A 25,770-nucleotide genomic window follows, 5' to 3' on the forward strand; every position below is an offset into this window, starting at 1 on the left:
CAGACCCCGCCAGAGATGGCGGGGTTTTATGTTCAACGAGCCTGGTGCAAAAGTTTACGCCAGGCACGATTGTGCAGGGTAAACAGCAGCATCTTATAGAAAGAAGTAGAGTGGATGCAGTAACCGCTGAGCAGCAGCATAGAGATGCTTATCGACGCCGCGATGAGACTGACGCCCGGAACACTCGCACCGCTTAGCGCAGTCAGCAGATAGACTGTCGTTAACACAAGGCTTACAACCGCCAGCGTAAGATGCACCTGCACGGCACGCATGAGGCCTTTGCCAATCAGAAACATCGTCATGCCATTGATGCCTGAGAACAGCAGGGCGATCAAAACCACCCATATAAATACGCTTTCTTCAGGCTCCCCGAGGGCGGCGCTGACTTTGTAACCCAACCACAGCTGCGGTATCCCAAAATTGACGATCACCCCAAGGGTACTGAGAACAGCTGGAATGCCCATGGTATAGCATCCCGTCGGTGTTCCGATCAGTTCGGCCAGTTCCGCTTTTAACTGTTGCAGTTGTGCAGTATTGGCCTTGCTGATTCTTACCGCCAGGTCGTTACAGTGGTTTAGTCGACGATATAGTGCTTTAATCATTTGAATATAATGACATAAACGTCATCAGCCCGTCATGCGAAAGAGGTTCAGCCATATGAGCTGCGAGCACTGCCGTGAACTCTGTGTTAAGTACGTTATCCGGACGCCCGATCAGTTACGAAAAGCAATTCGTATTGCCAGAAATGCAATCAACGAAGGGATGTTGTCAGAAGTTCTGACAAAGGACGACTGGAATCAGTACAGCTTCAGTGAGTGCTCTGAAAAGATGATATGGGGCGACATCGTCGATTACCACTTTGTATGCAACTTTTGCGGTACCCAGTTCGTCCTGGGGGCAGAAACGTATCATGGAAGTGGAGGTTACTGGTCGCCAGAGTTTGAAAAGCCTTCCGACATCATTGACTGATTATGATGTAAGAGCAGAGGCTGAGGCACAGGATATGATTTATGGATTTATTGCATTTAACTTATGTATTGTGAATGTTGAGATCACCAATTTTCAACAGGCGTAGAGTGGTCAAAGCGGTGAATCTGAAAGAGATCCACATAAGTGAAAGACGAGAAGCGTGAGGGAGGTCAGAATTAGTAACAGATTGATGTATCGGCTCGTGATTAACTATTAGATGGCATTTAACATAATATACATTATGCGCACTAAAGTAAGGTTCGGCAAATTCTGCCTTTCTACGGCCATGATTGCTCTGGTCATTGATAGCCTGAAAGTTCGCCTGTTCAAATGTCAACGCTATCACGATATCCGCACCCTCAACGTCTACGTTTATACAAGGTTAAAAGACGTTTGATATACTCCAGGCTTTGACCACCGCTGCTGTAGACTTATGGAAATTGAACTCGATAAAAGCTTCAAAGAAAGGATTTTCCACGCTGTCATTTTTGAAGTGACGGCCAACGTTATCATCGCTCTGTCTCTTGCATGGCTGATGAACGTCTCGGTACTCCAGTCCGGTTCGTTGTCCGTGATATCCGCACTTACCGCAACGGTCTGGAATTTTATCTTCAATAAGCTCTTTGACTCCCTGCAGAAAAAACATCAGTTTCAACGAACGTTCCTCGTTCGCGCCATCCATGCGGTTGGGTTTGAAACGGGCCTTGTCGTTTCCTTAATCCCTGTGGCCATGTTCATGCTGAATTTAACGATCGCAGAGGCATTTTTTGTCGAGATTGGCCTTGTGCTGTTTTTCCTGCCATACACGATGCTGTTTAACTGGCTCTATGATTACCTGCGTTGGACATTCGTTGGGAGTAAACGGTCTGCTGTATAGCGAGTCTTGATGTCGGTCACATTCACAACCCCTTGATCGTATTGGAATCCACTCTCTTTCTATACTTCTCATTTCACCATCACTTTTGAGGAGTCCATCATGTTCGATCATGTGAAATTCGGCGTCAGCGATTATGAGAAAAGTAAAACCTTCTTCCTCATGTCGCTTCAACCCCTCGGTGTCGAACTCGTCGATGAAGGCTCCCCTGACTATGGCGTCGAAATGAGTTCAGGCGACGTTTCTCTTTGCCTTTTTCAGTCGAATGATAAGCCCGCTCCGCTTCATCTTGCCTTTGTAGCCACGACACGCCAGCAGGTTAATGACTTTTACCATGCCGCTCTGAGCGCAGGCGGACGCGATAATGGTGCACCGGGATTGCGCTCTTACGGTAAAAATTACTATGCCGCATTTGTCATTGCGCCTGATGGTCATAATATCGAAGCGGTATGCCATGCCCCTGAAGAAGGATAAGTTAATTTCGCCCGTCTGCCTGATAATTCTTGATATTGCACGATATTGCCGATTATTATTCCCGTGAAGTGAGACACAAACCTGCAGTTTCATGCAAAAACACTTAACGAGGTGGATATGACGCAACAGTTGATTTTGATTGCTGGCCCCTATCGAAGCGGTACAGACGGCATTCAGGCCCGCATTGATGAAAATCTTGCCCGTCTTGAACGAGCTGCATTAGCCGTTTATCAGCGCGGCCACGTTCCGGTGATTGGTGAATGGCTGGCGCTTCCACTGGCGAAGGCCGCGGGCTCGACGTCGATTGGCGATGAGATTGCAGAATCGATGCTGTATCCCGTTGCACGCCGGCTTATCGCAAAATGTGATGCGATTTATCGTATTGCCGGCGCGTCTCAGGGGGCGGACATGGACATAGAGGTTGCGCGAAAACACGGCCTCACGATTTATACCGCGCTTGAAAGCATTCCTCAGGCTTAATGGTTCCCGCGCCAGCCAGTATCTGGCTGGCTCACGCTCAAGCCAGCACGACCGACACCCCTTTTTCCGAAACCGCATTGACCCAGCCACGGTCGGTATCGTCTTCGACGACAATCGTATTTGCCAGCGCCACATCGCCAATCACAAATGATGACGCCGTGTTTATTTTTTCCGGCGACGCCAGAACAACCGTCTCGGCGGCTCTGCCGGAAAATGCACGTTTGATGCACGCCTCTTCGAAATCTCCGGTCGTCAGCCCTGCTTCCGGATGGATGCCGGTTACGCCCATAAAGAACAGATCCGCATGAATATTTTCGATACCTTCGATGGCCGCCGCGCCGACCGCGACAATCGAATGTTTATACAAACGGCCGCCGATCAGAATAACCTCGATGGAAGGATGATTAACAAGCCCCAGGGCAATGCTCGGACTGTGCGTCACCACGGTAATACGCAGGTCATGCGGTAAGAAGGCGATCAGTTCTGAGGTGGTCGTTCCACCGTCAACGATCACCACCTGGCCCGAAGAAATCAGCTGCGCCCCCTTCTGCGCCACCTTTCTTTTGGCATCCATTTTAACGGACTGACGTTCCGCGAAAGGCACAGTAGCGGAAGACGACGGCAGCGCGCCGCCGTGAACCCGCTGTAAACGCCCTTCTGCCGCCAGCTCGCGCAAATCGCGACGGATGGTGTCTTCAGAGACGTCGAAAAGAACGCTGAGCGCTTTTGACTGGACCTGACCTTCGGCGCCGAGCTTTTCAAGGATCAACTGTTTTCGCTGACTGGTGAGCATCATGGATTCCTGATATTGCATGTTTAATCTTGAAACTGCACGTTAATGCTGTTATTGATAGTTACTCTACGTAAGGAGGACGAAACGTGCAATCAAAACGTGCAGATGTGCGCATCATTGACAGTGAAACCCTGTCCGATAACTGGTATTTACTTAAAAAATATACCTTTGACCTGCAAAGGCGCGATGGCGAATGGCAGCGGCAAACGCGTGAAGTTTATGACCGGGGGAACGGCGCCACGATCCTGCTCTACAACCGCGACCAAAAAACCGTGATTCTGACCCGCCAGTTCCGCTTCCCGGTCTTTATTAATGGCCATGAGGACGATCTGATCGAGGCGGCGGCCGGCCTGCTCGATAATATGGATCCCGAAAGCCGCATTAAAGCAGAGGCGGAAGAAGAGACCGGGTTTAACGTGTCGAGCGTGCAGAAAATCTTTGAAGCCTATATGAGCCCGGGCTCCGTCACGGAGAAACTCTACTTTTATCTTGCCGAGTATCAGCCGAAGGACAAAACCAGCGCAGGCGGCGGTATCAAAGCGGAGGGCGAAGATATCGACGTGCTTGAAATGCCCTTTGAAGAGGCACTGCGGGGAATTGATACGGGCAAGATCGTCGACGGAAAAACCATCATGCTGCTCTACCATATTGCACTGAAAGGCATTCTGTAACCTGCCGCTCTTCCGACGCCTGTCCCGGTGCAGGTGTCGGCCTGTGCTATCCTTGCTGAAACACGCAAAACGGAGATCTGAAGATGGCCGACTGGAACCCTTCGCTTTATCTGCAATACGGTGCTGAACGAACGCGCCCTGCCGCCGAGCTGCTTGCCAGAATTCCCCTGAGTGACGTCGCCACCATCGCCGATTTGGGCTGCGGGCCGGGAAACAGCACCGCGCTGTTGCAGCATCGCTGGCCTAAAGCTCAGATCGTCGGCGTCGATAACTCGCCTGCCATGCTGGAAGAGGCGCGCAGCGCACTGCCCGACTGTCAGTTCGTTGAGGCCGATATCCGCCAGTTCAGGCCAGGCCAGCCGTTGAATCTCATCTATGCGAACGCATCGCTACAGTGGGTCCCTGACCATTACGATCTCCTGCCTCACCTGGCGTCACTTCTCACGCTCAATGGCGTGCTGGCGATCCAGATGCCGGACAACTGGCTTGAGCCCACGCATGTGGCGATGCGCGAAGTAGCGCTGGAGCAAGGCTACCCGGACCGTGGCCGCGAGCCGCTGCCCGGCGTGCATGCCTATTACGATATCCTGTCGGAGGCCGGCTGCGATGTGGATATCTGGCGGACAACCTATTTCCATAAAATGAGTTCGCACCAGGCCATTATTGACTGGGTCAGCGCTACCGGTTTGCGCCCGTGGCTCCAGGAACTCAACGAGAGCGAGCAGAAACGTTTCCTGGAACGCTACCATGAACTGCTGGAGGAGCAGTATCCGCTCCAGGAAAACGGACAGATACTGCTGGCTTTTCCTCGGCTGTTTATGGTTGCCCAGCGTCAGCCCTGAATGGCGCTATGAACGGGCTTCTTTGAGCAGCTGCTGGATAACCTTTTCCTGCTGCTCATAATTCCCTTCGCCAAACGAGGTATAGCGTAGCTGGCCTTTAGCATCGAAATAGTAGTGCGCGGGCCAGTACTGATTGCCGAAAGCGTTCCAGATCTGATAGTTGTTGTCCGTCACAACCCGGTACGGCAGCTGCCATTTATTGACCGCATTTTTCACCGAGGCGATCGGTTTCTCCCAGGGGTATTCAGGCGTGTGTACCCCTATGACGACCAGGCCCTGAGACTGGTATTTTGTTGCCCAGTCGCGCACGTGCGGAAGCGTATGCTGGCAGTTAATGCAGTCCCAGGTCCAGAAATCGATCAGAACCACCTTCCCGCGCAGTGACTCAGACGTGACAGGGTCACCATTCACCCACCCTGTTCCACCGCTTAATGAAGGCAGCTGGCTGCTGGGCTCGGTCATGACGACCGGCTGAAGCTTCGCCGGTTGCGTGGCGGGTTTTGCCAGATTCAGCAGCGCGGTTTCAAGACGATCCGCGACGCCGTTTGCGCCCTGCAGAACAGACGTCATCCCCGTTGCGTTAAAGACGACGGCCGCTAACATCACCACGCCTGCCCCCTGACGTAATTTTTCCATCAGCGCCGATCTTGCTCTCAGCGGCGCCATCAGCGTGCGGCCTCCGAAAACGAGCAAACCCAGCATCAGCGCGCAGCCGCTACCGTAGGCGGCCAGCAAGGCTCCTGTGGCAATGGCCGAGTGTCCGGCAATATTGATGCTGAAAATGGCGCCCAGAATCGGTCCCGCGCAGGGAGACCAGAGCAGCCCGACCGCAAGCCCGGCCAGAAAAGCCGATGCTATACCGCGCGTTTGCCCGCTTCGGGTGTTGAGGGCATTTCCCGCGCTCACTGCCGGCCCGGCAATACGCTGGGCAAAGGCCGGAAAAATTAAGGCCAGCGCGGCCATGGCCAGGACGATAAGCGCGATCCAGCGCCCGACGATAGTTGCCTCTGCTATCCACTCGCTGGCGACGGTGACGACCATCGCCACCAGGGTGAACATGACGATCATCCCCGCGAGCAGCGCCAGAATCTGTCGCCGCTGCCCCTGAAAACCGGCGAACAGGAGAGGAATAACCGGGAGCGTACATGGACTGAGCAGGCTTATCATCCCGCCCAGGAAAGCAATTATCAGAAACATAGACACCTCACATTACAAGTCCTGCGACGCTGCAGTGAGGCTATTTCATCGTGCGGATGTGTTCAGGATATGTGTAAAAGCGTGGGTTTTGTCTGGCTCTGTATCGCCCATGCCGGGTGATACAGAACCGTACAATTAACGGCGCGGGAGAGTAATCGAAACGTCCAGCCCGCCCTCTGCGCGGTTCGCCAGCTTTAGCTTTCCGTCCAGCTGAGCGGTGAGCTGCGCAGCGATAGCCAGGCCGAGCCCTGTCCCGCCGGTGTCGCGGTTGCGTGACGTTTCCACCCGATAAAACGGCTGTAATACCGCCTCCAGCTCGGCATCCGGTATCCCCGGCCCGCCGTCGATGATGTGAATGACCACCTCTCCGGCAGCCGAGTCATCAATGCTAATGGTGGCGTAGTCGCCAAATTTCAGGGCGTTATCCAGCAGGTTGGTCATCACCCGACGAAGCGCCTGCGGACGCGTGACGATGGGCAAACGGTTTTCGCCTGCCTGAAACTGCACGTTTTTACCGATGTCCTGATAATCGCAGGCGATGCTGTTTATCCAGGCATTCAGCTCCAGCTTCAGCGAGGTCTCTTCCAGTGATTCTGATGACCGGGCATACGCAATGCCCTCCCGCACCAGACGCGACATGTTATCCAGGTCGTTTAAGAGCTTGTCGCGCAGGTCAGGCTGTTCAGCCATTTCAACACGAAGCTTCATACGGGTAATCGGGGTCTGGAGATCGTGCGAAATGGATGCCAGAATCTGCGCCCGCTCCCTGAGATAGGACTGAATGCGCGCCTGCATCGCGTTGAAGGCATGCGCTGCCCGCTGAACCTCAACCGGCCCTTTTTCCGTCATTGGCGAATTGGCCGCCGGGTCCAGGGAATCTACCGCGCGGGTAAACTGTGAAAAAGGCCGTATCACCTGGCGCACGGCGATCCAGGAGCAGGCAGCCAGCACGAGCAGCTGCAGAATAAGAACAACCGGCAGCCAGCTGGCGACCGGCGGCATCCGAGGGATCAGGTCGATGGTCAGGGGCGCGCCATCATGTAACGTGAGATGCGCCTGGATATGTGAAATGGCGCCGGGAACGGCGGTGAAGCTGAGCGGGTACTGTTCCGCAAGCGTCGCTTTTAAGGTTCGGATGGCGTCCCGCGAACGCTTGTCCGTCGGCGCGTTGCCGGGCTCTCCCGGCCCCAGAATATAGCGGTAGTTACCCCGTTCAAGGCGCGGCAGCCAGGCCGCGCGCTCGCTGGCCGGTAAGCGGTCTAAGATAGCCACGCTGGTCGCGACATCGTATTCCAGATTACCGAGCATCACCGTTCGGGCGCTGTGCATTCGCTCAATCATGACCAGCGTCAGGCTCAGGGCATTGGCCAGCAACAGGCCGGGCAGCACGACGATCAGCAGGCGGGCCAGCAGCGAGCGAGGCCAGAGCGTCATTCGTTAGCCTCTTTGATGGTGACCGGCATGGTAAACACATAGCCCTCGCTGCGCACGGTTTTGATATACGCGGGCGTGCGGGCATCTTCATTCAGACGCTGGCGAACCCGGCTAACCAGCAGGTCGATTGAGCGTTCAAACAGCTCGGCGTCGCGTCCCTGCGTCAGGTTGAGCAGCTGATCGCGGGTCAGCACCCGCTGCGGGTGGTCAAGGAAAACGCGCAGCAGGCGATACTCCGCCCCGCTGAGCGCCACAATCACCCCTTCCGGGTCGATCAGGTGTCGGGCAACGGTATCGAGCTGCCATTCGCCGAACATCACCAGCCGCCCTGCTTCCGTCACCTGTAAATTGGGCGGCATCGTGCGAAAACGGCGTAAAATCGCTTTGATACGCGCCAGCAATTCTCGCGCGACGAAAGGTTTTACGACGTAATCGTCGGCTCCCATTTCCAGACCCAGGATCCTGTCCGTCTCCTCGTTGCGCGCCGTCAGCATCAGGATGGGCAGATCTTTATATTTCCCGACGCGTAATTGCCGACACAGCGTAAGCCCGTCATCGCCGGGCATCATAACGTCCAGCACCACCAGGTCGATATGCTGTTTGTCCAGCACGACACGCATCTCTTTGCCGTTTGCCGCGCCAGAGGCGCGATAACCGGACTTGACGAGATAGTCGATAATCAGTTCACGAATATCCCTGTCGTCATCGACGACAAGGATATGATCAATATGCTCCACCGAAATCTCCAGACCGAAGGGTAACGTACTGAAAATAGCACATTTCAGAGTTTGTCAGCGTCAACAACTGCCTTGACGAAATCCTGCGGATCTTCCTGAGGGGGATTGTGCCCCACGGTTGCGCCGAAGGTACGGTGTTCATACTTACCGGTGAATTTACCCGCGTAGGCCTGCGGTGCCGGATGCGGCGCCCCGTTGTTTCCGCCTTCGATGGTGATCGTCGGAACGGTGATGTTCGGCAGCGTGGCGAGTTTTTGCTCGTAGGCGTCGTATTTGCGCTCGCCTTTTTCCAGCCCTAAGCGCCAGCGATAGTTACTCAGCGTCACCGCAACGTGATCCGGGTTATCAAGGGATTTGGCGCTGGCGTTGAAGGTTGCATCGCTAAATTTCCAGTCCGGCGAGGCCTGCGACCAGATCAAACGGGCGAAGTCATGCGTGTTTTTGGCATAGCCCTCAGCGCCGCGCTCGGTGGCGAAATAGAACTGATACCACCACTGCTGCTCCGCTTTTGGCGGCAACGGCTGTTTACCAATCTGCTGGCTGCTGATGAGATAGCCGCTCACCGAAACGAGCGACTTGACGCGCTCTGGCCACAGTGCCGCAACGATATCCGCCGTACGGGCACCCCAGTCATAGCCTGCAAATACCGCCTGCTTGATATTCAGGGCGTCCATCAGGTTCACGATATCTTTCGCCATTGCGGAAGGCTGGCCGTTACGCGGCGTTTTTGCCGACAGGAAGCGCGTGGTACCGTAGCCGCGCAGAGAAGGCACAATCACGCGGTAGCCTTTTGCCGCCAGCGCAGGCGCGACTTCAGCGTAGCTGTGAATATCGTAGGGCCAGCCGTGTAACAAAATGACCGGCTGGCCATCTTTCGGGCCAATGTCGACATACCCGACGTTAAGATCGCCGGCGTTGATTTGCTGTGGGCGATCGAAAGCGGCCGCGAAGTTCGTGCCGGTGGCTTCGGCCTGACAGGACATGACGGTGCCCAGGGAAACGGTGAGAGCAAGCGTTGAGTAAGCGAGTTTGCTGAACATGTTGATATCTCCGGTTGAGAACAATTTACGGGGTTATAACAACAGTTCAATGTATAGCGGATATGTGCGAAAACGCGTTTATTGCAAGCCTGTGTATGTATCTGGAACACGGATACAGTGTGATACAAACACAGGCGCTGTTACCTTAAAGAGAGAGACGATAGCGGACGTAATCGTCTGCGTCACCGTACCGATCGTAGAGTTTACGTGCCGGGTTGTTCTCCCGGGTGACCCAGTAGAGCTTTGACCACCCTTCGCGCTTTCCTTCCGCTATCAGGGCATCTATAAGCGCCTTACCCGCTCCCGCGCCGCGCTCGGCAGCATCAACAAACAGATCTTCCAGGTAGCAGACGGGCGCGGTTGACCAGGTTCCTTCGTGCAGAACACACATGGCGAAACCGATGACCTTTTCGTCTTTCTCTACCACGCGGCAGAACATCGGAGAATGCGCTGAGAGCGCCCTTTCCCATGTTGATGCGGTGACGGACTCCTCGAGGTAGCAGTCATAAAAATGGGTATAGCCATCCCACAGCGGTCGCCACTGGGAATAGTCGTCTTCGCGTAGAGGTCTTACCGTGACAGCCATGCGTTCCTCTCATTACAAGTCGATTGCCATTTCAAAACAGCGTAAATCAGCCCCATCATATCGCCTCTTTAACGGCTTTTTAGCCGCATTTCGCGGGCCAGTCTGGCAAGACGCTGAGTGCGACAATAGAGCGTAAACAGCACAAAGCCTCTGCTGTTCATTACCATCCGACAAAGTAGCAGAGCGAAAGATGCGATGACCAGTGGCCAAAGATTTCCGTCATGAGAAAGCAGTATAGGGAGCGCCTGAACGAGGGTCGCTATCAGCAGAATGATGAACAAGGCCGTAAACCCCAACAATCCAGACGTCTTCCCACGGGCCAGAAGTACGCTTATCGCAATAAGCACGCCTGTCATTGTTAATGATGGTATGAAAAAACTGAGTGCATGATGTAATGGCGATAGGCCCGGCAATGCGTGGAGAAAAGGCAAAAGGTTTAGCGCAAATGCCACTAAAAACAGAGGCAACAGCGCCGCTACCGGATAAGGATTTTGACGCGGAAGCTCGCTGAGCGGCCGGGAAAAATACCGTTCCAGCTCGGGAGTGGAATGGTTTAAAAGGCGGGTATCACGACGAGCAACAGCCTCTTCTATCTCTTTGCCATGCTGCATAAGATCCTGGAATACGCGTCCGGTTAAAAATCTCAGAAAGCTCATCAGAATACCGCCAGCGACTGAATGGTACCAATAATGTATTTACCCGTCCGTGGTATGTTACCGGGCGACGCAACAACTCCACTCACCGCACTCCCTGTAAATGCCGCGGCACTTGTAACCACTTGTCCAAGTTGACGTGTTAGTTCTATCTGAACCGGTCCGGTTGGAAAGCGCTTGGGATAGAGACCAGCGCGTATAAGTGCCTTGATTTCTTTGTTACTTATGCCTGGGTTTTGCGCGCGAATTATCAGTTCGGTCAAACGAGCACGATCCTGCCGAGGATAGTTTTTTAACCACTCTGTGGCTTTCAAAGAGGAGACTGATTTCATTGCTCGCCAGGTGGAAACAGCTTCTTTTAATGCCCCTCCTGCACTTGCTAACGAAATGACATCCAAAGATGTTGAGGTGGCAACGTACCATTCTTGCGAATCGAGCCAGGCAACATTTTCACCGCCGTTTTCAACCAAATCATAGATACGATAAAGGCCATTAACGCATTGCAATCCGGTAGCAAGGGTGCCTGCATAGCCAATTGCCACTAAAACACCACTGCCTCCTGCCGTAAGTGGAGTTGCTGCCGTACCGGCAAGCATCACACCTCCAGTGATAATCATCGCCCCACATGATAATACCGTCGATGCAAGTTCAGTTCCCATAGATGTAGATGCCACAGCGTCAGTCAAGGATTTACCTACGCTGGAGGTGGATGGTTGTGACTTCGTTTTAGTTACAATTACATGGGTAACAATACCGCTTTGACCATTAGGATGACGCTGACCAGAACGAACCAGGTATCGTTGAGCTCCATCAGCATAAATGATCCCGGCCTGTGTGAATTCGCGATTACAGTCCATTGCGGAACCCAGTGCTTTGAAATCGAAATCCGCAGCCCCAAAACCTGCCATGCGAGCATAATCATATCCGGGTAGATTTGTATCAGGATTCATTCCAGGAAAAACCATACATTACTCCTTATGTTTGTGGGTAGGTTAGCCCAACTAATCAGACGGTAATCGAACGATCTGCAGAGCAAAATTTTGGTAGTAAATAAGTTACGACGCAACTAAATAGAATGTGATAGAAGTGAAAATACCAGAACGCAAACAAAAACATAACGCTTAAATACGGAGATCCGCAGATGACGATACCAACCCTCACGACAGAACGTCTCCTGCTGAAACCGCTGGTTGCCGAAGATGCGGTTCAGATTCAAAAGCTGTATCCGCGCTGGGAGATCGTCCGCTATTTGGTCTCTTCCGTGCCCTGGCCCTACCCGGATAACGGTGCGGAAAATTATGTCAACAACGTCGCGCTGCCGGATATGGCAAAAGGGATAGCCTGGATCTGGAGCATCCGCCGTCGTGAGGTGCCGGATGCGTTGATGGGGATTATCTGCCTGTACGATGTTGACGATAATAACCGCGGATTCTGGCTGGCGCCGGAGTTTCAGGGACAGGGGTATATGCGTGAGGCCAGCATAGCGGCGACGGATTACTGGTTTAATACGCTGAACAAATCCGTTTTGCGGGCGCCGAAGGCCGCCGCGAACAGCCGCTCCCGTCGTATTTCAGACAGCAGCGGGATGCGGCTTATCAGAACGGAAAAGAAAGCCTACGTCAGCGGGATGCTAGACTCCGAACTGTGGGAAATCACCCGCGACGAGTGGAACGCCCGTCAGGTTAGCTGATAGTGCTTATCCGGCATCCGCCTTTCCGGAATGTTCTCTTCGTCGTTCATCTGCAGCAGATCGCGTTCCATCATGTTGCAGATGGCGTCCAGCGGAAGGTCATTATCTTCTGTGCCAAACGGGTCTTCCAGCTCTTCCGCCAGGGTGTCCAGCGAGATAAAGGTGTATGAGATCAGCGCCGAGACAAACGGCGTCATGTAGTGCAGATCCACAACCAGCGCGAACGGCAGCATGATGCAGAACAGATACACCGTGCGGTGCAAAATCAGCGTATAGGCAAACGGCACCGGCGTTGTCGCAATGCGCTCGCAGCCGGAAAGGACGATAGACATATCGTTCAGACGGTTGTTCAGGCTGTGGAACAGGATGTCTGAGAGTTGCCCGTTACGCCGCCGCACGGCCAGCCACTCCCCCATAACCAGTAAAATACGGTTTGCCGGCGAGTTGGCGCCCATTACCTGAGCTAAAACGTCCGGTGCAAGGTAGCGCGAGAGCTGCTCAGCGTTCATTTCCCGGCGCAGGGTCATGCGCAGGCAGTTGGCAAAGGCGATCTGCAGGCGGACAAACTCCCCCAGGTGCTTATCGTCCGGCAAGGTGTTTTTTACCTCGCGAAACAGCGAGCGTGCCGCTATCATCAGTTGCCCCCAAAGCAGGCGAGCCTCAACGTAGCGTGAATAACAGGCGTTATTTCTGAAACCCAGAAAGATTGCGATCGCCACGCCGAGAATGCTAAACGGCGCCACGGTAAATTTGATGCCCAGCGAGGTATACCACGGCAGCATCAGGATAACGGCGATAGAAAGCAGGAAGTTGAGCAGCAGTCGGGTATAGATTTTGGGAAGTACCGAACCGTGCCAGACAAAAATCAGTTGTAGCCAGTGCTGTTTAGGACGAACGATCATAGTGAGTTTCAGGCAAGAAAAGAGCGTGGCTATTAAACGTGATCCCCCTCACGGTTGCAAGCATGTTAACGGAACATTGAATTTTCTCACCTGAAGAACGAAAACCGCACGGTGCTGCATCTGTTTTTAAAAACTGGGTAAATAGTATGTTGTAACTAAAGTGATGCCTTTCTAAACCCGGCCGAAGCCGGGTCACGTGATTAGCAAAGCGGCTTCACCGCCGCGCGCATGCCCTTCAGCAGAATGGCATCCAGATCCAGCGTCACCTGGTCGACGAGACCGTCTACCTTCGTCAGATCCTGCTCCCAGTGCGCCTCCACGCTCAGCACGGCGTGCACCAGTTCGCGGGTAGCGATCTGATTATCGCGATGCTGCGCCCATAGCTGTTGGTACCGTTCCAGCCAGAACGCATCATCCTGCACAGGATAGCTCTCCCCGTTACGCTCCGCGCGATAAAACGCGATCAGTGCCGCCAGGGCAAACGTCAGACGTGCAGGCAGTTGCCCCACTGCCTTCTGCCCTGCCAGCAGTTGTGGGAGAATACGCGTGCGGTACTTGGTCATGCCGTTGAGCGCGATGGAAAGCAGCTGGTGTCTGATGTACGGGTTTCGAAAACGCCCCGTTACAGCGCTGGCGAACGACTCCAGCTCGTCGCGGGGCAGATCGAGAACCGGAATGATTTCCTGATAAATCGCTTTCTCGACAAATGCGCACACCCCGGCATCATCCATCGCCTCGCCTACCGTATCCATCCCCGCCAGGAACGCCACCGGCACCAGCGCCGTGTGCGCACCGTTCAGGATAGCGACTTTGCGCTCTTTGTAGGGCCTGATGTCATCCACAATCAGCACGTTAAGCGGATACTGATTCAGACGCAGCTCGCGGGCAAGTGATTCAGGCCCCTGAATAACAAACAGATAGAAGTGTTCAGCCGTGTCCAGGAACCCGTCGTGATAACCCAGCTCGGCCTCAAGCGTGTCCACTTCGTCGCGCGGGTAACCGGTCACGATACGGTCAACCAGCGTTGAGCAGAAGTGGTTTGCCTCGTTCAGCCACTGGATAAAGGCGGCAGGCAGCGCCCACTCCTGCGCATAGCGCAGCACGAGTTCACGCAATGCGTCACCGTTGTAGTCAATCAGTTCACACGGAATGATGACCCAGCCCTTGTCAGGCGCGCCGCTAAAGTGGCTGAAACGCTCAAACAGCAGGCGCGTTAGCTTCGCCGGGTAGCTGACGGCAGGCGCATCGTCGAACTTATCCCCCGCGTGATAGCTGATTCCGGCTTCGGTGGTGTTTGAGAAAACAAAGCGCATATCCGGGTTATGGGCCAGCTTGAGGAACGCATCATACTGGGCGTAGACGTCGATCTCACGGTTAACAGAGCGGATAAGGCGGCTCTCACTCACCGCCTCACCCTGCCCGTTCAGGCCGCGAATGAGGGTGGTGTAGAGACCATCCTGCGCGTTCAGCGACGGCGGGAAGTCGCTCTGAATCGGACGAACGATAACCACACCGGCGTTGAGATCGGTATGTTCATTCAAAAGGTCAATTTGCCAGTCGACAAACGCACGCAGGAAATTGCCTTCGCCAAACTGAATAATGCGTTCGGGATAATGCGCACCGGGAAAATCACGACGGTTGAGCGTGTTCACAAGAGGGTTCCTTTTATGATTAGTCATACAGCCTGATAAGATTGGTACGATAACTTATCAAAACTTTACGACCAGAAACCCTGTTTCGATCAATCCCCGGCGCGGTTTATAAGAATTTATAGAACACCGACGTGGCCGTCATGGCGCCGTCCGGCATCAGGGCGTAGCGCGGGATCTCACCGACCTTTTGCCAGCCGGCGCGCTGGTAGAAGGTTTCGGCGCCGCTGCCGGTGGAGGTATCGAGCACCAGAACCGAAATGTTTCTGGCCCGGGCCTCAGCTTCCAGCGCTTCCATCAGCGCCATTGCGGCTCCTTTGCGACGCGCTTTTTCATGAACAAGCAGCTTTGCCACGTCCGCACGGTGCGGCTGGTTTTCCGGCTGGTCGGTAATCAATTGTACCGTGCCGATGACGCCCTCCTGCGGATCAATACTCGCCAGCACAACGCGCTCGTTGCGCCCTACGCTGTCAGCTATGCCGCGCCAGAATGAACGGGCTTTCTCCAGGTTAAAGGGCAGCATAAAGCTGACGGATGCGCCGCCGTTAACGCAGTTTTCGAGGATTTCGGCCAGCGCATCAAGATGGGTGAGAATGTCGTCGCGGGTGAGGTTTTTGATTTGCAGTGAGGTATTCATTTTTTGTCCTTACGTTGAATACCCTCACTTTGCATTTAACATTTTATTAACGCAAACGAAACGGTCATACGCTTTTATTATGTCATCTGGCCCGCTGCCGCTGCTGCTTCATGGCATACATTTTTTCATCGGCCTCTTTGAGCCACTGCTGCAGGTCGTTGCCGTTATGATCGAATTCGCTGAGCCCCCAGGAGAACAGAAGCGACCACGGATGTAGCTTGCGCGCATTGTAGTTTTCGACCTGCTCGGCGAGATACTGCATGGCAATCCACGCGCCCTTCTCATCCGTATCGGCAAACAGCACGGCAAACTCATCGCCACCGAAACGAACCAGCAGATCCGCTTCGCGGAAAGAGGAGCGCATCAGCTGCGCCATGGTTTTTAACGCCTTATCCCCCTCTTCGTGCCCGTAGCGATCGTTAATCTCCTTGAAACGATCCAGATCCAGCCAGCCGAGCGTTAACGGCTCAGCCCGGCGTCGGGCGATGGAGAGCGTAAACCGCACGAGCTGGTTAAAGCCCCGTCTGTTGAATAATCCGGTCAATTCATCCGTGGTCGCCGCGCTGATTGCCGCAAACTCATCTTCAGCAAGCGCGCCCAAATCCCCCAGCACGGCGAGATCGGCCGCTGAGAACTCCCGCGGTGCGTAGTCAATCAGGCAAAGCGAGCCAACGCTTGCACCGTTGCGCAAGCGCAGCGGAAAGCCTGCATAAAACCGCACGCGAGGTTCGCCGGCCACCAGCGGGTTATCCGCAAAACGATCGTCCTGAAGCATATCCCCGACGATCAGCGGGGCTTCGGTGAGGATGGTATGGCCACAAAAAGAGATGTTGCGCGGAACGGAATCGGGTGCCTGCCCATCCGCCGACTTAACGATCAGCGTATGCTCATCAATAAGGTTGACCATTGCCAGCGGTACCTGGAAAAAGCGTTTTGCCAGACGCGTTAAGCGGTCAAACGCCGGGGAACTGTCAATCTCAAGCAGACCCGATTCGCGCAGCGCGTTAAGTCTGTCAATTTCATTTTCAGGTGTTGCAGGTGCTTTCATAATGTCTCCTGACGTAAAGCGTTACTCAAAGCGTAGCTTAAACAGAGACATTGTCAGTGTTCGACATCCTGTTAAGCCGCTATCCATTTCACGTCAATGCGTTATGACGATTTGCTCGTCAGCCAACCGGGCTGGAGGCGGTAAGCGCAGAACGCATTAAATATCATTTTTGGGCGTTCATCTGTATCACCAGCCAGCGGTGGATCACGCTGACGATATAATGTTGCTGCTGCTCGCTCAGCTGCACGCCCTGGGGAATGTTATGCCATTTTGCCAGACAGCCCCGGCAGCAGGTCGCGGTGGCATGCTGGGCGATAAACACCGGGTGGCCGCGCATGGGCGTCTGCTTGCCGTCGTTTGCCGGTTGCGCTGGTGCAAGGCGTTTAGCGACAAAATCGGCGGCATGCTGGTCAATGGTGTCGGGGCCTTTGTCCCAGCAGTACTGTCGTTCCTTATTGCCCAGGCGGAAGCGCGAGCGAAACGTCGATCGCGCCAGGCGGGAAAAGAGAGGATCCAGGTCAGACATCAGTATACGGAACGTCCCAGACGTTGGGTCAGCTTCTCCAGAACCGCCACGCCGGCAAGTGAATTTCCCGTTTCATCCAGTTCCGGGCTCCAGACGGCAATCGCCATTTCATGCGGCACAATCGCCACCACCCCGCCGCCAACGCCCGATTTGGCCGGAAGGCCAACCCGCCAGGCAAACTCCCCGGCGTTCTGATACATGCCGCTGGTTGCCATCAGAGCGTTAACCTGACGCGCCTGAAGCGGGGAAACCACCTCCTGATCGAGATGCGGCGCGTGCCCCTGGTGCGCAAGGAACAGAAACGTCTGGGCCAGCTCAACGCAGTTCATCTTCAGGGCGCAGTAATGGAAGTAGTTTTGCAGCACGGTCGCCACGTCGTTGTGGAAGTTACCGAAGGATTTCATCAGCCAGGCGATAGCCGCGTTGCGGGCGGAGTGTTCAAACTCCGAGCGCGCCACCACCGAATCATAGGCAATGTCATCCACGCCCGAGAGCTGACGAACAATCTCAAGCATTCGCTGACGCGGTGCGCTGAGGCGGCTTTGCAGCATATCGCAGACCACCAGCGCCCCGGCGTTGATAAAGGGGTTACGCGGTTTACCCTGCTCGATTTCGAGCTGAAGCAGTGAGTTAAAGGGCTGGCCGGACGGATCTTTTCCCACGCGCTGCCAGATCTCTTCTTCCTCGTACTGGCGCATCGCCGCGACCAGACTCAGCACTTTAGAAATAGACTGAATAGAGAAACGTTCCGTGGCATCGCCTGCCTGGTATCGCTGTCCGTCTATGGTACAGATAGCGATGCCCAGCTTATTCCCGCTCACCGAGGCAAGGGCCGGAATGTAGTCGGCCACCTTCCCCTTTCCCAATAACGGACGAACCTGCGCCAGAATCTCGTCCAGCATCTCATTATGGATGACCGCAGCCACTCTTTGCTCCTTGCCCTCAGGCTAAAACGGGCTGCGAGTATAACAGAGGCTAATGTATTGCGTCAGGCACTAAGACGAAAACGCGAAACGGCCTGCAATAAAAGATCGGACTGCTTTTGCAGGCGTTCTGAGGCCTCCGAGGCGTCAGAGACCAGCAAATCCGTCTGGCGCGAGACCTGATTTAGCGCCTGAAGCTGGCGCGTCATCTGGTGAATGCTCTCTCCCTGACTGAGCGTGGCGGTAGAGATTTCATTCAGCAAACTGCTTAAATTGCCCACCAGACCGGTAACCTGCTGCAAATTCTCTTCCATCAGATTCACGGCGCGGGAGCCGTCTTCAATGCCCTGCACGGAGCGGTTGATCAGCTCCTGAATGGTCTGCGTCGAGTGGCTACTCTTTCGCGCCAGGAGCCCGACTTCCCGTGCGACGACGGCAAACCCGCGCCCCTGGTTTCCGGCATGGGCGGCCTCAATGGCGGCATTCAGCGCCAGAATGTTAGTCTGAAACGCCACGCTGTCGATCATCGCCACGATCCCGCGCATCTCTGACGATCGCTCGACGATCGCCTGCATGGACGCATTCACGGTGGACATCATCTGGTCGCCTCCTACCGCGGCCTGACGCGCTTCATCCGCCCGCGAGCTGGCGAGCCGGGCATAGCCGGTATTCCCTTCCACGTGGGTTTCCAGCGCCGCGATATGCGTTGTGACCTCCTCCAGCTCCCTGGCCTGACGCGCCGACTGCTGATACAGCTTCTGGTTTCCCTCCGCCAGGGAGCCAATGTTCTCCACCATCGTGGCCGTGGCGTGGCTGACCTGGGTCACCAGCTGCTGCAGGCCGCGCTGCATGGTGGCAACGCTGTCGCTGAGCTGTCCCGTCTCCCGGTTAAAGCGCATCACCTTCGGCGGCGTGCCGGAGAGATCCCCGGCGGCCAGCCGGTTGATGTGCGCAATAAGCCGACGCAGCGGCGTAATCACCCACCTGGACATGCCGAACCAGACGGCTACGGCGATGGCAAGCAGCAGCACCGGCGCCAGCAGGAACAGCGTTTGCAGACCGGAGAGCTGCGCCATCAATGCCTGACGCCCCTGCATGGCCTGCTTCTCGCTGGCCTGCTGATAGCGCGCGTAGTTGTCGTTAAAGTCGGTTTGAAACGCCTGCGCCGGCACGGCAAAAAAGGCATCAATGGAGTTGGTTCTGACAAGCGCTTCCGATTGCTCTTTAATGGCATCGTAGAAAAGCTGATAGCTGTTAATCAGCGCCTCATCTTTTGGCGGGCTAAGCGCCAGCCAGGCCTTCCAGGCCTGCTGAGAAACCGCCAGCGACTTTTGCGCGTCGTCCATCAGGCTGTGCCAGCTTCCCTCCGAGCCGGTCTCTTTATCCTGCATAAACCAGACGCCGGAGCGGTTGAGCAGATCGCTCGCCGCCAGCAGGGAGACGCGCGCCAGATCCAGCTTGCTCTGCTGCTGATACGCCAGCAGGTTTTGCCGTTCATTGCGCTGAGCTTCCTTCAGGGAAGCGTTCAGCAGAAAGGATGAGGAGAGCTGCAGCGCGGAGAAAAGGCCAATAATACAAAAGATACCCGTCAGCAGGCCAAACTGGCGAGGGATAAGACGCTGCGCAATACGACGAAAAATTTGCGTTAGGTTCATAATTTTCTTCAGTAACAAGACGTTAAGCGCGTGCGAGTCTACGAAAAGAAAATGACAGAACCATTGCAGATAAATGACAACGGCCCTCGTGATGAGGGCCGAAAAAATTACACGCGATCCTTCCACACCGTCTGCACATTACAGAATTCGTGCAGCCCGAAATGGGAAAGCTCTCGGCCAAAGCCACTCTTCTTCACGCCGCCAAAGGCCACGCGCGCGTCGCTGGCGCTGTAACCGTTGATAAACACCCCGCCGCACTCCAGCTCGCGAGAGAATTTATCCGCAAGCGCTGCGTCGGCGGTGAAGACCGTGGCAGAGAGGCCAAAGTCGCTGTCGTTGGCAAGCGCCAGGGCGTGCGCCGCGTCTTTCGCAACCGTAATGGCCGCAACCGGACCAAACAGCTCCTGGCGGAAGGCCGTCATTGACGGGGTGACGTTCGCCAGCACGGTTGGCGCGTAATAATTCCCCTCACCGCTGATTTTCTCTCCCCCCAGCAGCAGCGTTGCCCCTTCAGCCAGGCTCGCCTGCACCTGCTGATGCAGTTCATCGCGCAGGTCATAGCGCGCCATCGGGCCAAGGTAGTTCTCTTCTTCATCCGGCGCGCCCATCTTTAACGCGGCGACGGCGTCAACGAAGCGTCGGGTAAAAGTATCTGCAATACCCGCTTCCACAATGAAGCGTTTGGCCGCAGCGCACACCTGCCCGGTATTCTGGTAGCGCCCTGCTACCGCCGCCTTCACGGCAAGATCCAGGTCGGCGTCGTTGAGAACGATGAACGGGTCAGAGCCTCCCAGCTCAAGAACGCATTTTTTTAGCGCCGCCCCCGCCTGCGCGCCAATGGCGGCCCCGGCACGCACGCTGCCGGTCACGGTCACCGCCGCAATGCGACGATCGTTAATCGCCTGGCTTACGCCGTCATTGGTGGCGTTCACCCAGCCGAACACCCCTTCAGGAAAACCGGCGTCCGCAAAAATCTGCGCGATAAGTTCCGCAGAGCCGAGCACGTTGGGGGCGTGTTTGAGCAGATAGCTGTTGCCCGCCAGCAGGATCGGCACCGCGCCGCGCAGCACCTGCCAGAGCGGGAAGTTCCACGGCATCACCGCCAGAATCGGACCCAGCGGGCGATACTCAATGACCGCGTTGTGATTCTCGACCTGCGTGGGTTCAGCATTCAGCATCGCCGGGCCATGTTCGGCATACCAGTCGCAGAGACCGGCTGATTTTGCCACTTCCGCCCGCGCCTGCTGAATGGGTTTTCCCATCTCGCGGGACATCATCCGGGCCATCTCTTCCGCCCGGCCGCGCAGCGCGGCGCCGAGATCGCGCAGCTTCTGCGCCCGGTGGGCTACGCTTTCGCGCCGCCACTGACGAAAGCCCGCATCAGCCAGCGCGACGGCACGTTCAACCTCTTCCTGCGTCGCCCACGGATACGAGGCGAGCGTTTCGCCCGTTGCAGGATTAACGGACAGAGCATGTGTAGCAGATGAATATTTCATGATGTTCTCCACGCGTTTCGGTTGATTAAGTGTGGCTCACTCTGCTATTTCTTAAAAATGAATAATACTGACCACCTTATTCACGAAACGAGAATGCTATGGATTTAACACAGCTTGAAATGTTTAACGCCGTCGCGCTGACGGGCAGCATCACCCAGGCGGCGCAGAAGGTGCATCGCGTTCCTTCGAATCTGACGACCCGCATCCGCCAGTTGGAGGCCGATCTTGGCGTTGAACTGTTTATTCGTGAAAACCAGCGTTTGCGCTTATCTCCCGCCGGACATAACTTCCTGCGCTACAGCAGGCAGATCCTGGCGCTGGTGGATGAAGCGCGCATGGTCGTCGCGGGCGATGAGCCGCAGGGGCTTTTTGCCCTCGGCGCGCTGGAGAGCACCGCCGCCGTGCGCATCCCTGAGACGCTGGCGCAGTTTAACCAGCGCTATCCGCGCATCCAGTTTGCCCTTTCTACCGGGCCGTCCGGGACGATGATTGATGGCGTACTGGAGGGAACCCTGAGCGCCGCCTTTGTCGACGGGCCGCTGTCGCACCCGGAGCTGGAGGGGATGCCGGTCTACCGGGAAGAGATGATGCTGGTCACCCCTGCCGGGCAGGCGGAGGTGACGCGCGCTGCGCAGGTGAGCGGCAGCGACGTTTATGCCTTTCGCGCAAACTGCTCGTATCGCCGGCACCTGGAGAGCTGGTTTCATGCAGACAGAGCCGCGCCGGGACGCATTCATGAGATGGAGTCCTATCACGGCATGCTCGCCTGCGTCATTGCGGGCGCGGGCATCGCGCTGATGCCGCGCTCAATGCTGGAGAGTATGCCTGGCCACCATCAGGTTGAAGCCTGGCCGCTGGCGGAAAACTGGCGCTGGCTCACCACCTGGCTGGTGTGGCGACGCGGGGCGATGACCCGCCAGCTGGAAGCGTTCATAGCGCTGCTAAACGAACGTCTTCAACCAGCGCCTTCTCCATAAACAGGCTGAGCGGATCGTCAGCATACGGGGGAAAAGCCGGACGCACATCGTATCCGCACTGTTCATAGAGACGAATCGCGGCGGGTTGTTTGATCCCCGTCTCCAGGCGTACCGTGTGGCAGTGACGGCTCAGGGCCTCGTCTTCCAGGGCGGCCAGCAGCGTCTCTCCGAGATGCTGCCCACGATGGGCCGGATCGATATAGACCCGCTTCATCTCCCCCGTTCCGTCGCCGTTGAGCACGATGGCCCCGCAGCCCACGGCCTGTAGCTGCTGGTCGCGGACGATCATCAGGATGAGCGACGTCTCCGGCAGCGCAGCCAGATCGAGCAGATGATTGCTTTCAGCGGGATAGAGTTCGCTCTGATAGCGGTCAAGCGCAGCTATCAGTTTGAGAATATCAGGGTGACGGGCAGATTCAGAGGTAATGGAATACATGGCAGGCTCCTTGCTTGTTTTTTAGACTCAACTCCAACATAGCGCAGCCCTGCCAGGGTGCTTCATAGTATTAACTTATAGCCCTGTCCGGCTAGCGTAAGAAGATACGCCCTTTCAGATACAGCGTGGCCTGGCCGCCAATCAGCACGCGGTCGCCCTTCAGTTCACAGCGAAGATCCCCGCCGCGGTACGACACCTGGCGGGCGTTGAGCGACGTCTTACCCAGCCTTTCACTCCAGTAGGGGATCAGCATGCTGTGCGTGGACCCGGTAACCGGATCTTCCGGCACCCCTTCGCCCGGGCAGAAGAAGCGGCTGACGAAGTCATATTCTCCCTCGCCCGGCGCGGTCACGCAGACCATTTTATCCAGCGGAACCATCGCGCCAATATCCGGCGTTAGCGCCTCCACCTGCCGCTGACTCTCCAGCACCACGATGTAGTCTCGCCCGACGCGCACCTCTTTTGCCGCCGGGATGCCCAGCGCGCTAAACAGCGCTGGCGGTGGGTTATCAACGACCTCCGTCGACCACGCGGGGAAATTCAGCGTCAGCCAGTCGCCGCTGCGTTTGACCGTCAGCTCGCCCACGAAGCGCGTGGTAAAGTGGATTTCCGTATGCGGATAGTCCAGATACTCAAAAATAACGTGTGATGCCGCGAGGGTCGCATGGCCGCAGAGGTTAATTTCATGCAGCGTGGTGAACCAGCGCAGTTCAAATCCTTCGTCGGTGCGCACAAAAAACGCGGTCTCCGACTGGTTATGCTGCTGCGCCATTTTGAGAAGCGTCTCGTCCGGGAGCCACTCTTCCAGAGGACATACCGCTGCCGCGTTGCCGCCAAAGGTTTTGTCGCTGAAGGCATCCACCAGATAAAAATCAATTTCCCGCATTGTCTCTTCCTCTCTTGTTATCAGTTTTAGCGCAGATACACAGTGCCTTTCAGGTAGCACGACGCCTGACCGCTCATCAATACGCGCTCCCCTTTCAGCTCGCAGCGCACATCCCCACCGCGAGCCGAGACCTGACGGGCAAACATCGCCGTTTTCCCCAGCTTTTCTCTCCAGTAGGGGATCAGCATCGTGTGCGCGGATCCGGTCACCGGATCTTCCGGAACGGAAACGCCCGGCGAGAAGAAGCGGCTGACAAAGTCATATTCCCCTTCGCCCTGTGCCGTCACGCTCACCTTATGCTCGCCCGGCGTCATCGCCGAAAAGCGCGGGGCAAGCGCTTCAACCTGCTGGCGGTTTTCCAGCACAATCACCCAGGCGCGGCCTTTGCGGGCTTCAACGTAATCGCGGATACCGAGCGCCGCAAGCATCTCCGGCGGCGGCGTCTCTTCGCCGATCGGACACGCCGGGAAGTCCAGCGTCATCCACTCTCCCTCCCGGCTGACCGTCAGGCGGCCAGAGGCGGTATCAAAGTGGATCCGCGAGTCGGGGTAATCGAGTTCATTAAACAGAACGTGCGCGGCGGCCAGGGTGGCGTGGCCGCAGAGATTGACTTCAGTGAGCGTGGTAAACCAGCGTAGCTCAATGCCGCCTTTCGTGCAGACGAAAAATGCGGTTTCCGACTGGTTATGCTGCTGCGCCATTTTCAGTAACGTTTCATCCGGCAGCCATTCGTTCAGCGGGCAAACCGCCGCGGGATTACCGCCGAACGAGGTATCGCTGAACGCATCTACCAGATAAAAATCAATCTCCTGCATTGTCTTACCGCCCGTTTTTGCTGTGTTGTACTTTTATATTCAATGAAAACAGCGCCTCCGGCTACCGCTTTCATAAGGTAAATATTGAGATCTGCGTCACATAATGATTGAGTTTTCGCCGTTCGTCGTTTTAAGATCGTCTCCTCTTCTTTCCAGCAACGAATCTCCGACATCCCTATGACAACGAACACAGTTTCCCGCAGAGTTGCGTGGCTACGCGTGGTCACGCTGGCCATTGCCGCGTTTATTTTTAACACCACAGAATTTGTTCCGGTTGGGCTGTTGTCTGACATAGCCGAAAGCTTCCAGATGGAAACGGCGCAGGTGGGCATTATGTTGACCATCTACGCCTGGGTGGTGGCGCTGATGTCGCTGCCGTTTATGCTGCTGACCAGCCAGATGGAGCGGCGCAGGCTGCTGATCGGCCTGTTTGCCCTGTTCATTGCCAGCCATGTCCTGTCGTTTATGGCGTGGAATTTTACGGTGCTGGTCATTAGCCGCATCGGCATTGCTTTTGCCCATGCGGTCTTCTGGTCGATCACCGCGTCGCTGGCTATTCGGCTCGCCCCGGCGGGTAAACGCGCCCAGGCCTTGAGCCTGATTGCCACCGGTACCGCGCTGGCGATGGTGCTGGGGCTGCCCATTGGCCGCATCGTGGGGCAGTACTTCGGCTGGCGTACCACCTTCTTCGCCATCGGCATGGGCGCGCTGGTGACGCTGGTGTGTCTGATTAAGCTGCTGCCAAAACTACCAAGCGAACACTCCGGCTCGCTGAAAAGCCTGCCGCTGTTGATGCGTCGCCCGGCGCTGCTGAGTATCTACCTGCTCACCGTTATCGTGGTCACCGCGCACTACACGGCGTACAGCTACATTGAACCGTTTGTGCAGGTGGTCGCGGGCTTTAGCGATAACTTTGCCACCCTCTTACTGCTCATCCTCGGCGGCGCGGGCATTATTGGCAGCGTGCTGTTCGGCAAACTGGGCAACCAGCATGCCTCCTTGCTTGTGAGCAGCGCCATCGGCCTGCTGCTGGCGTGCCTGGTGCTGCTGCTGCCTGCGTCAGGCAGCGAAAGCCAGCTGGCGATCCTGAGCCTGTTCTGGGGCGTGGCGATCATGATTATTGGTCTCGGCATGCAGGTGAAAGTCCTGGCCCTGGCGCCGGATGCCACGGACGTGGCGATGTCGCTGTTCTCGGGGATATTCAATCTGGGGATTGGCGCGGGGGCGCTGGTGGGCAATCAGATTAGCCTGCACGTGTCGATGTCCGCGATTGGCTATCTGGGGGCGATTCCGGCCCTGGTGGCGCTGATCTGGTCGGTACTCATCTTCCGCAAGTGGCCGGTGGCGCTGGAGGAACAGGGGCAGCACGGGTGACGTGTG

29 protein-coding genes are annotated in these 25,770 nt (G+C 56.0%); 9 read left to right on the plus strand and 20 right to left on the minus strand.

The window, feature by feature from the left end:
• Positions 1-32: 32 nt before the first annotated feature.
• Positions 33-602 carry a hypothetical protein gene (locus tag UTO39_RS02900; RefSeq protein WP_253542017.1) on the minus strand — a complete coding sequence of 190 codons (570 nt, stop codon included), beginning with the start codon at positions 600-602 and terminating at the stop codon, positions 33-35.
• 308 nt (positions 603-910) lie between these two features.
• On the opposite strand from UTO39_RS02900, the gene UTO39_RS02905 reads away from it, so the two are divergent.
• The 4 genes from UTO39_RS02905 (at position 911) to UTO39_RS02920 (ending at position 2,797) form a co-directional block, all read left to right on the plus strand.
• Positions 911-1,075, plus strand: a complete 165-nt coding sequence (locus UTO39_RS02905; RefSeq protein ID WP_320726416.1) for a hypothetical protein — start codon at positions 911-913, stop codon at positions 1,073-1,075.
• A gap of 327 nt (positions 1,076-1,402) precedes the next feature.
• The gene (locus UTO39_RS02910) at positions 1,403-1,846 is read left to right on the plus strand and encodes a PACE efflux transporter (protein ID WP_320726417.1); all 444 of its coding nucleotides are present in this window, start codon (positions 1,403-1,405) and stop codon (positions 1,844-1,846) included.
• A gap of 99 nt (positions 1,847-1,945) precedes the next feature.
• Positions 1,946-2,317 carry a VOC family protein gene (locus UTO39_RS02915; RefSeq protein ID WP_320726418.1) on the plus strand — a complete coding sequence of 124 codons (372 nt, stop codon included), beginning with the start codon at positions 1,946-1,948 and terminating at the stop codon, positions 2,315-2,317.
• Between the two features lie 117 nt (positions 2,318-2,434).
• Positions 2,435-2,797: a DUF4406 domain-containing protein gene (locus UTO39_RS02920; protein ID WP_320726419.1), complete on the plus strand. Its 363-nt coding sequence runs from the start codon at positions 2,435-2,437 to the stop codon at positions 2,795-2,797.
• Between the two features lie 37 nt (positions 2,798-2,834).
• Here the strand turns inward: UTO39_RS02920 and UTO39_RS02925 are convergent, their stop codons facing one another.
• Positions 2,835-3,590 (minus strand): DeoR/GlpR family DNA-binding transcription regulator, encoded by a 756-nt coding sequence (locus tag UTO39_RS02925; protein ID WP_320726653.1) that lies wholly within the window; start codon positions 3,588-3,590, stop codon positions 2,835-2,837.
• Between the two features lie 86 nt (positions 3,591-3,676).
• On the opposite strand from UTO39_RS02925, the gene UTO39_RS02930 reads away from it, so the two are divergent.
• Together UTO39_RS02930 and tam are read left to right on the plus strand one after the other, a co-directional pair.
• Positions 3,677-4,261 carry an NUDIX domain-containing protein gene (locus tag UTO39_RS02930; protein ID WP_061098202.1) on the plus strand — a complete coding sequence of 195 codons (585 nt, stop codon included), beginning with the start codon at positions 3,677-3,679 and terminating at the stop codon, positions 4,259-4,261.
• An 83-nt stretch (positions 4,262-4,344) separates the two neighbouring features.
• Positions 4,345-5,103: a trans-aconitate 2-methyltransferase gene (gene tam / locus UTO39_RS02935; protein WP_061098203.1), complete on the plus strand. Its 759-nt coding sequence runs from the start codon at positions 4,345-4,347 to the stop codon at positions 5,101-5,103.
• Between the two features lie 6 nt (positions 5,104-5,109).
• Here tam and UTO39_RS02940 read toward each other — a convergent pair whose 3' ends face one another.
• The 7 genes from UTO39_RS02940 to UTO39_RS02970 all read right to left on the minus strand — a co-directional run bounded on the left by UTO39_RS02940 (position 5,110) and on the right by UTO39_RS02970 (position 11,715).
• A complete protein-coding gene (locus UTO39_RS02940; protein WP_320726420.1) occupies positions 5,110-6,300 on the minus strand; it encodes a cytochrome c biogenesis protein/redoxin in 1,191 nt (396 codons plus the stop codon).
• A 135-nt stretch (positions 6,301-6,435) separates the two neighbouring features.
• On the minus strand, positions 6,436-7,734 hold the full coding sequence (locus UTO39_RS02945; RefSeq protein ID WP_253542002.1) for an ATP-binding protein: 1,299 nt from the start codon (positions 7,732-7,734) through the stop codon (positions 6,436-6,438).
• Positions 7,731-8,471: a response regulator gene (locus tag UTO39_RS02950; protein ID WP_047368553.1), complete on the minus strand. Its 741-nt coding sequence runs from the start codon at positions 8,469-8,471 to the stop codon at positions 7,731-7,733. Before UTO39_RS02950 ends, UTO39_RS02945 begins: the two co-directional genes overlap by 4 nt.
• Positions 8,472-8,515: 44 nt before the next feature.
• On the minus strand, positions 8,516-9,511 hold the full coding sequence (locus tag UTO39_RS02955) for an alpha/beta fold hydrolase (protein ID WP_266178021.1): 996 nt from the start codon (positions 9,509-9,511) through the stop codon (positions 8,516-8,518).
• A gap of 145 nt (positions 9,512-9,656) precedes the next feature.
• Positions 9,657-10,097: a GNAT family N-acetyltransferase gene (locus UTO39_RS02960; RefSeq protein WP_320726421.1), complete on the minus strand. Its 441-nt coding sequence runs from the start codon at positions 10,095-10,097 to the stop codon at positions 9,657-9,659.
• Positions 10,098-10,165: 68 nt separating this feature from the next.
• Positions 10,166-10,753 carry a hypothetical protein gene (locus UTO39_RS02965; RefSeq protein ID WP_320726422.1) on the minus strand — a complete coding sequence of 196 codons (588 nt, stop codon included), beginning with the start codon at positions 10,751-10,753 and terminating at the stop codon, positions 10,166-10,168.
• A complete protein-coding gene (locus UTO39_RS02970; RefSeq protein ID WP_320726423.1) occupies positions 10,753-11,715 on the minus strand; it encodes a hypothetical protein in 963 nt (320 codons plus the stop codon). Before UTO39_RS02970 ends, UTO39_RS02965 begins: the two co-directional genes overlap by 1 nt.
• A gap of 176 nt (positions 11,716-11,891) precedes the next feature.
• On the opposite strand from UTO39_RS02970, the gene UTO39_RS02975 reads away from it, so the two are divergent.
• Positions 11,892-12,440 carry a GNAT family N-acetyltransferase gene (locus UTO39_RS02975; RefSeq protein ID WP_320726424.1) on the plus strand — a complete coding sequence of 183 codons (549 nt, stop codon included), beginning with the start codon at positions 11,892-11,894 and terminating at the stop codon, positions 12,438-12,440.
• Here UTO39_RS02975 and UTO39_RS02980 read toward each other — a convergent pair.
• From UTO39_RS02980 to sad, 8 genes are all read right to left on the minus strand, one after another.
• Positions 12,428-13,342 (minus strand): bestrophin family protein, encoded by a 915-nt coding sequence (locus UTO39_RS02980; protein ID WP_320726425.1) that lies wholly within the window; start codon positions 13,340-13,342, stop codon positions 12,428-12,430. The genes UTO39_RS02975 and UTO39_RS02980 overlap by 13 nt on opposite strands.
• A gap of 200 nt (positions 13,343-13,542) precedes the next feature.
• On the minus strand, positions 13,543-14,994 hold the full coding sequence (locus tag UTO39_RS02985) for a tagaturonate reductase (RefSeq protein WP_320726426.1): 1,452 nt from the start codon (positions 14,992-14,994) through the stop codon (positions 13,543-13,545).
• Positions 14,995-15,100: 106 nt separating this feature from the next.
• Positions 15,101-15,628 (minus strand): GNAT family N-acetyltransferase, encoded by a 528-nt coding sequence (locus tag UTO39_RS02990; protein ID WP_320726427.1) that lies wholly within the window; start codon positions 15,626-15,628, stop codon positions 15,101-15,103.
• An 82-nt stretch (positions 15,629-15,710) separates the two neighbouring features.
• Complete coding sequence (locus UTO39_RS02995) at positions 15,711-16,676, minus strand: sensor domain-containing diguanylate cyclase (RefSeq protein WP_320726428.1); 966 nt, start codon at positions 16,674-16,676, stop codon at positions 15,711-15,713.
• Positions 16,677-16,839: 163 nt separating this feature from the next.
• Positions 16,840-17,202 (minus strand): DUF4186 domain-containing protein, encoded by a 363-nt coding sequence (locus tag UTO39_RS03000; RefSeq protein ID WP_320726429.1) that lies wholly within the window; start codon positions 17,200-17,202, stop codon positions 16,840-16,842.
• On the minus strand, positions 17,202-18,128 hold the full coding sequence (gene glsB, locus UTO39_RS03005) for a glutaminase B (protein ID WP_028013148.1): 927 nt from the start codon (positions 18,126-18,128) through the stop codon (positions 17,202-17,204). Before glsB ends, UTO39_RS03000 begins: the two co-directional genes overlap by 1 nt.
• Positions 18,129-18,190: 62 nt before the next feature.
• Entirely contained in the window at positions 18,191-19,780 is a 1,590-nt protein-coding gene (locus tag UTO39_RS03010; RefSeq protein ID WP_320726430.1) for a methyl-accepting chemotaxis protein, read from the minus strand.
• Between the two features lie 107 nt (positions 19,781-19,887).
• Complete coding sequence (gene sad / locus UTO39_RS03015) at positions 19,888-21,276, minus strand: succinate-semialdehyde dehydrogenase (RefSeq protein WP_320726431.1); 1,389 nt, start codon at positions 21,274-21,276, stop codon at positions 19,888-19,890.
• Positions 21,277-21,374: 98 nt separating this feature from the next.
• On the opposite strand from sad, the gene ptrR reads away from it, so the two are divergent.
• A complete protein-coding gene (gene ptrR / locus UTO39_RS03020; protein WP_063438018.1) occupies positions 21,375-22,253 on the plus strand; it encodes a putrescine utilization regulator PtrR in 879 nt (292 codons plus the stop codon).
• Here the strand turns inward: ptrR and UTO39_RS03025 are convergent.
• From UTO39_RS03025 to UTO39_RS03035, 3 genes are all read right to left on the minus strand, one after another.
• Positions 22,207-22,689 (minus strand): GNAT family N-acetyltransferase, encoded by a 483-nt coding sequence (locus tag UTO39_RS03025; RefSeq protein WP_061098218.1) that lies wholly within the window; start codon positions 22,687-22,689, stop codon positions 22,207-22,209. The two genes, ptrR and UTO39_RS03025, sit on opposite strands and share 47 nt — an antisense overlap.
• 91 nt (positions 22,690-22,780) lie before the next feature.
• On the minus strand, positions 22,781-23,575 hold the full coding sequence (locus UTO39_RS03030; protein WP_320726432.1) for a PhzF family phenazine biosynthesis protein: 795 nt from the start codon (positions 23,573-23,575) through the stop codon (positions 22,781-22,783).
• Between the two features lie 26 nt (positions 23,576-23,601).
• Entirely contained in the window at positions 23,602-24,390 is a 789-nt protein-coding gene (locus tag UTO39_RS03035; RefSeq protein ID WP_320726433.1) for a PhzF family phenazine biosynthesis protein, read from the minus strand.
• 177 nt (positions 24,391-24,567) lie between these two features.
• Between UTO39_RS03035 and UTO39_RS03040 the strand changes: the two genes are divergently transcribed.
• The gene (locus tag UTO39_RS03040; RefSeq protein ID WP_320726434.1) at positions 24,568-25,764 is read left to right on the plus strand and encodes a sugar transporter; all 1,197 of its coding nucleotides are present in this window, start codon (positions 24,568-24,570) and stop codon (positions 25,762-25,764) included.
• The last annotated feature ends 6 nt before the right edge of the window (positions 25,765-25,770 follow it).

The sequence above is a fragment of the Enterobacter sp. 118C5 genome, assembly GCF_034107645.1.
In the GTDB taxonomy this organism is placed as follows: domain Bacteria; phylum Pseudomonadota; class Gammaproteobacteria; order Enterobacterales; family Enterobacteriaceae; genus Enterobacter; species Enterobacter nematophilus.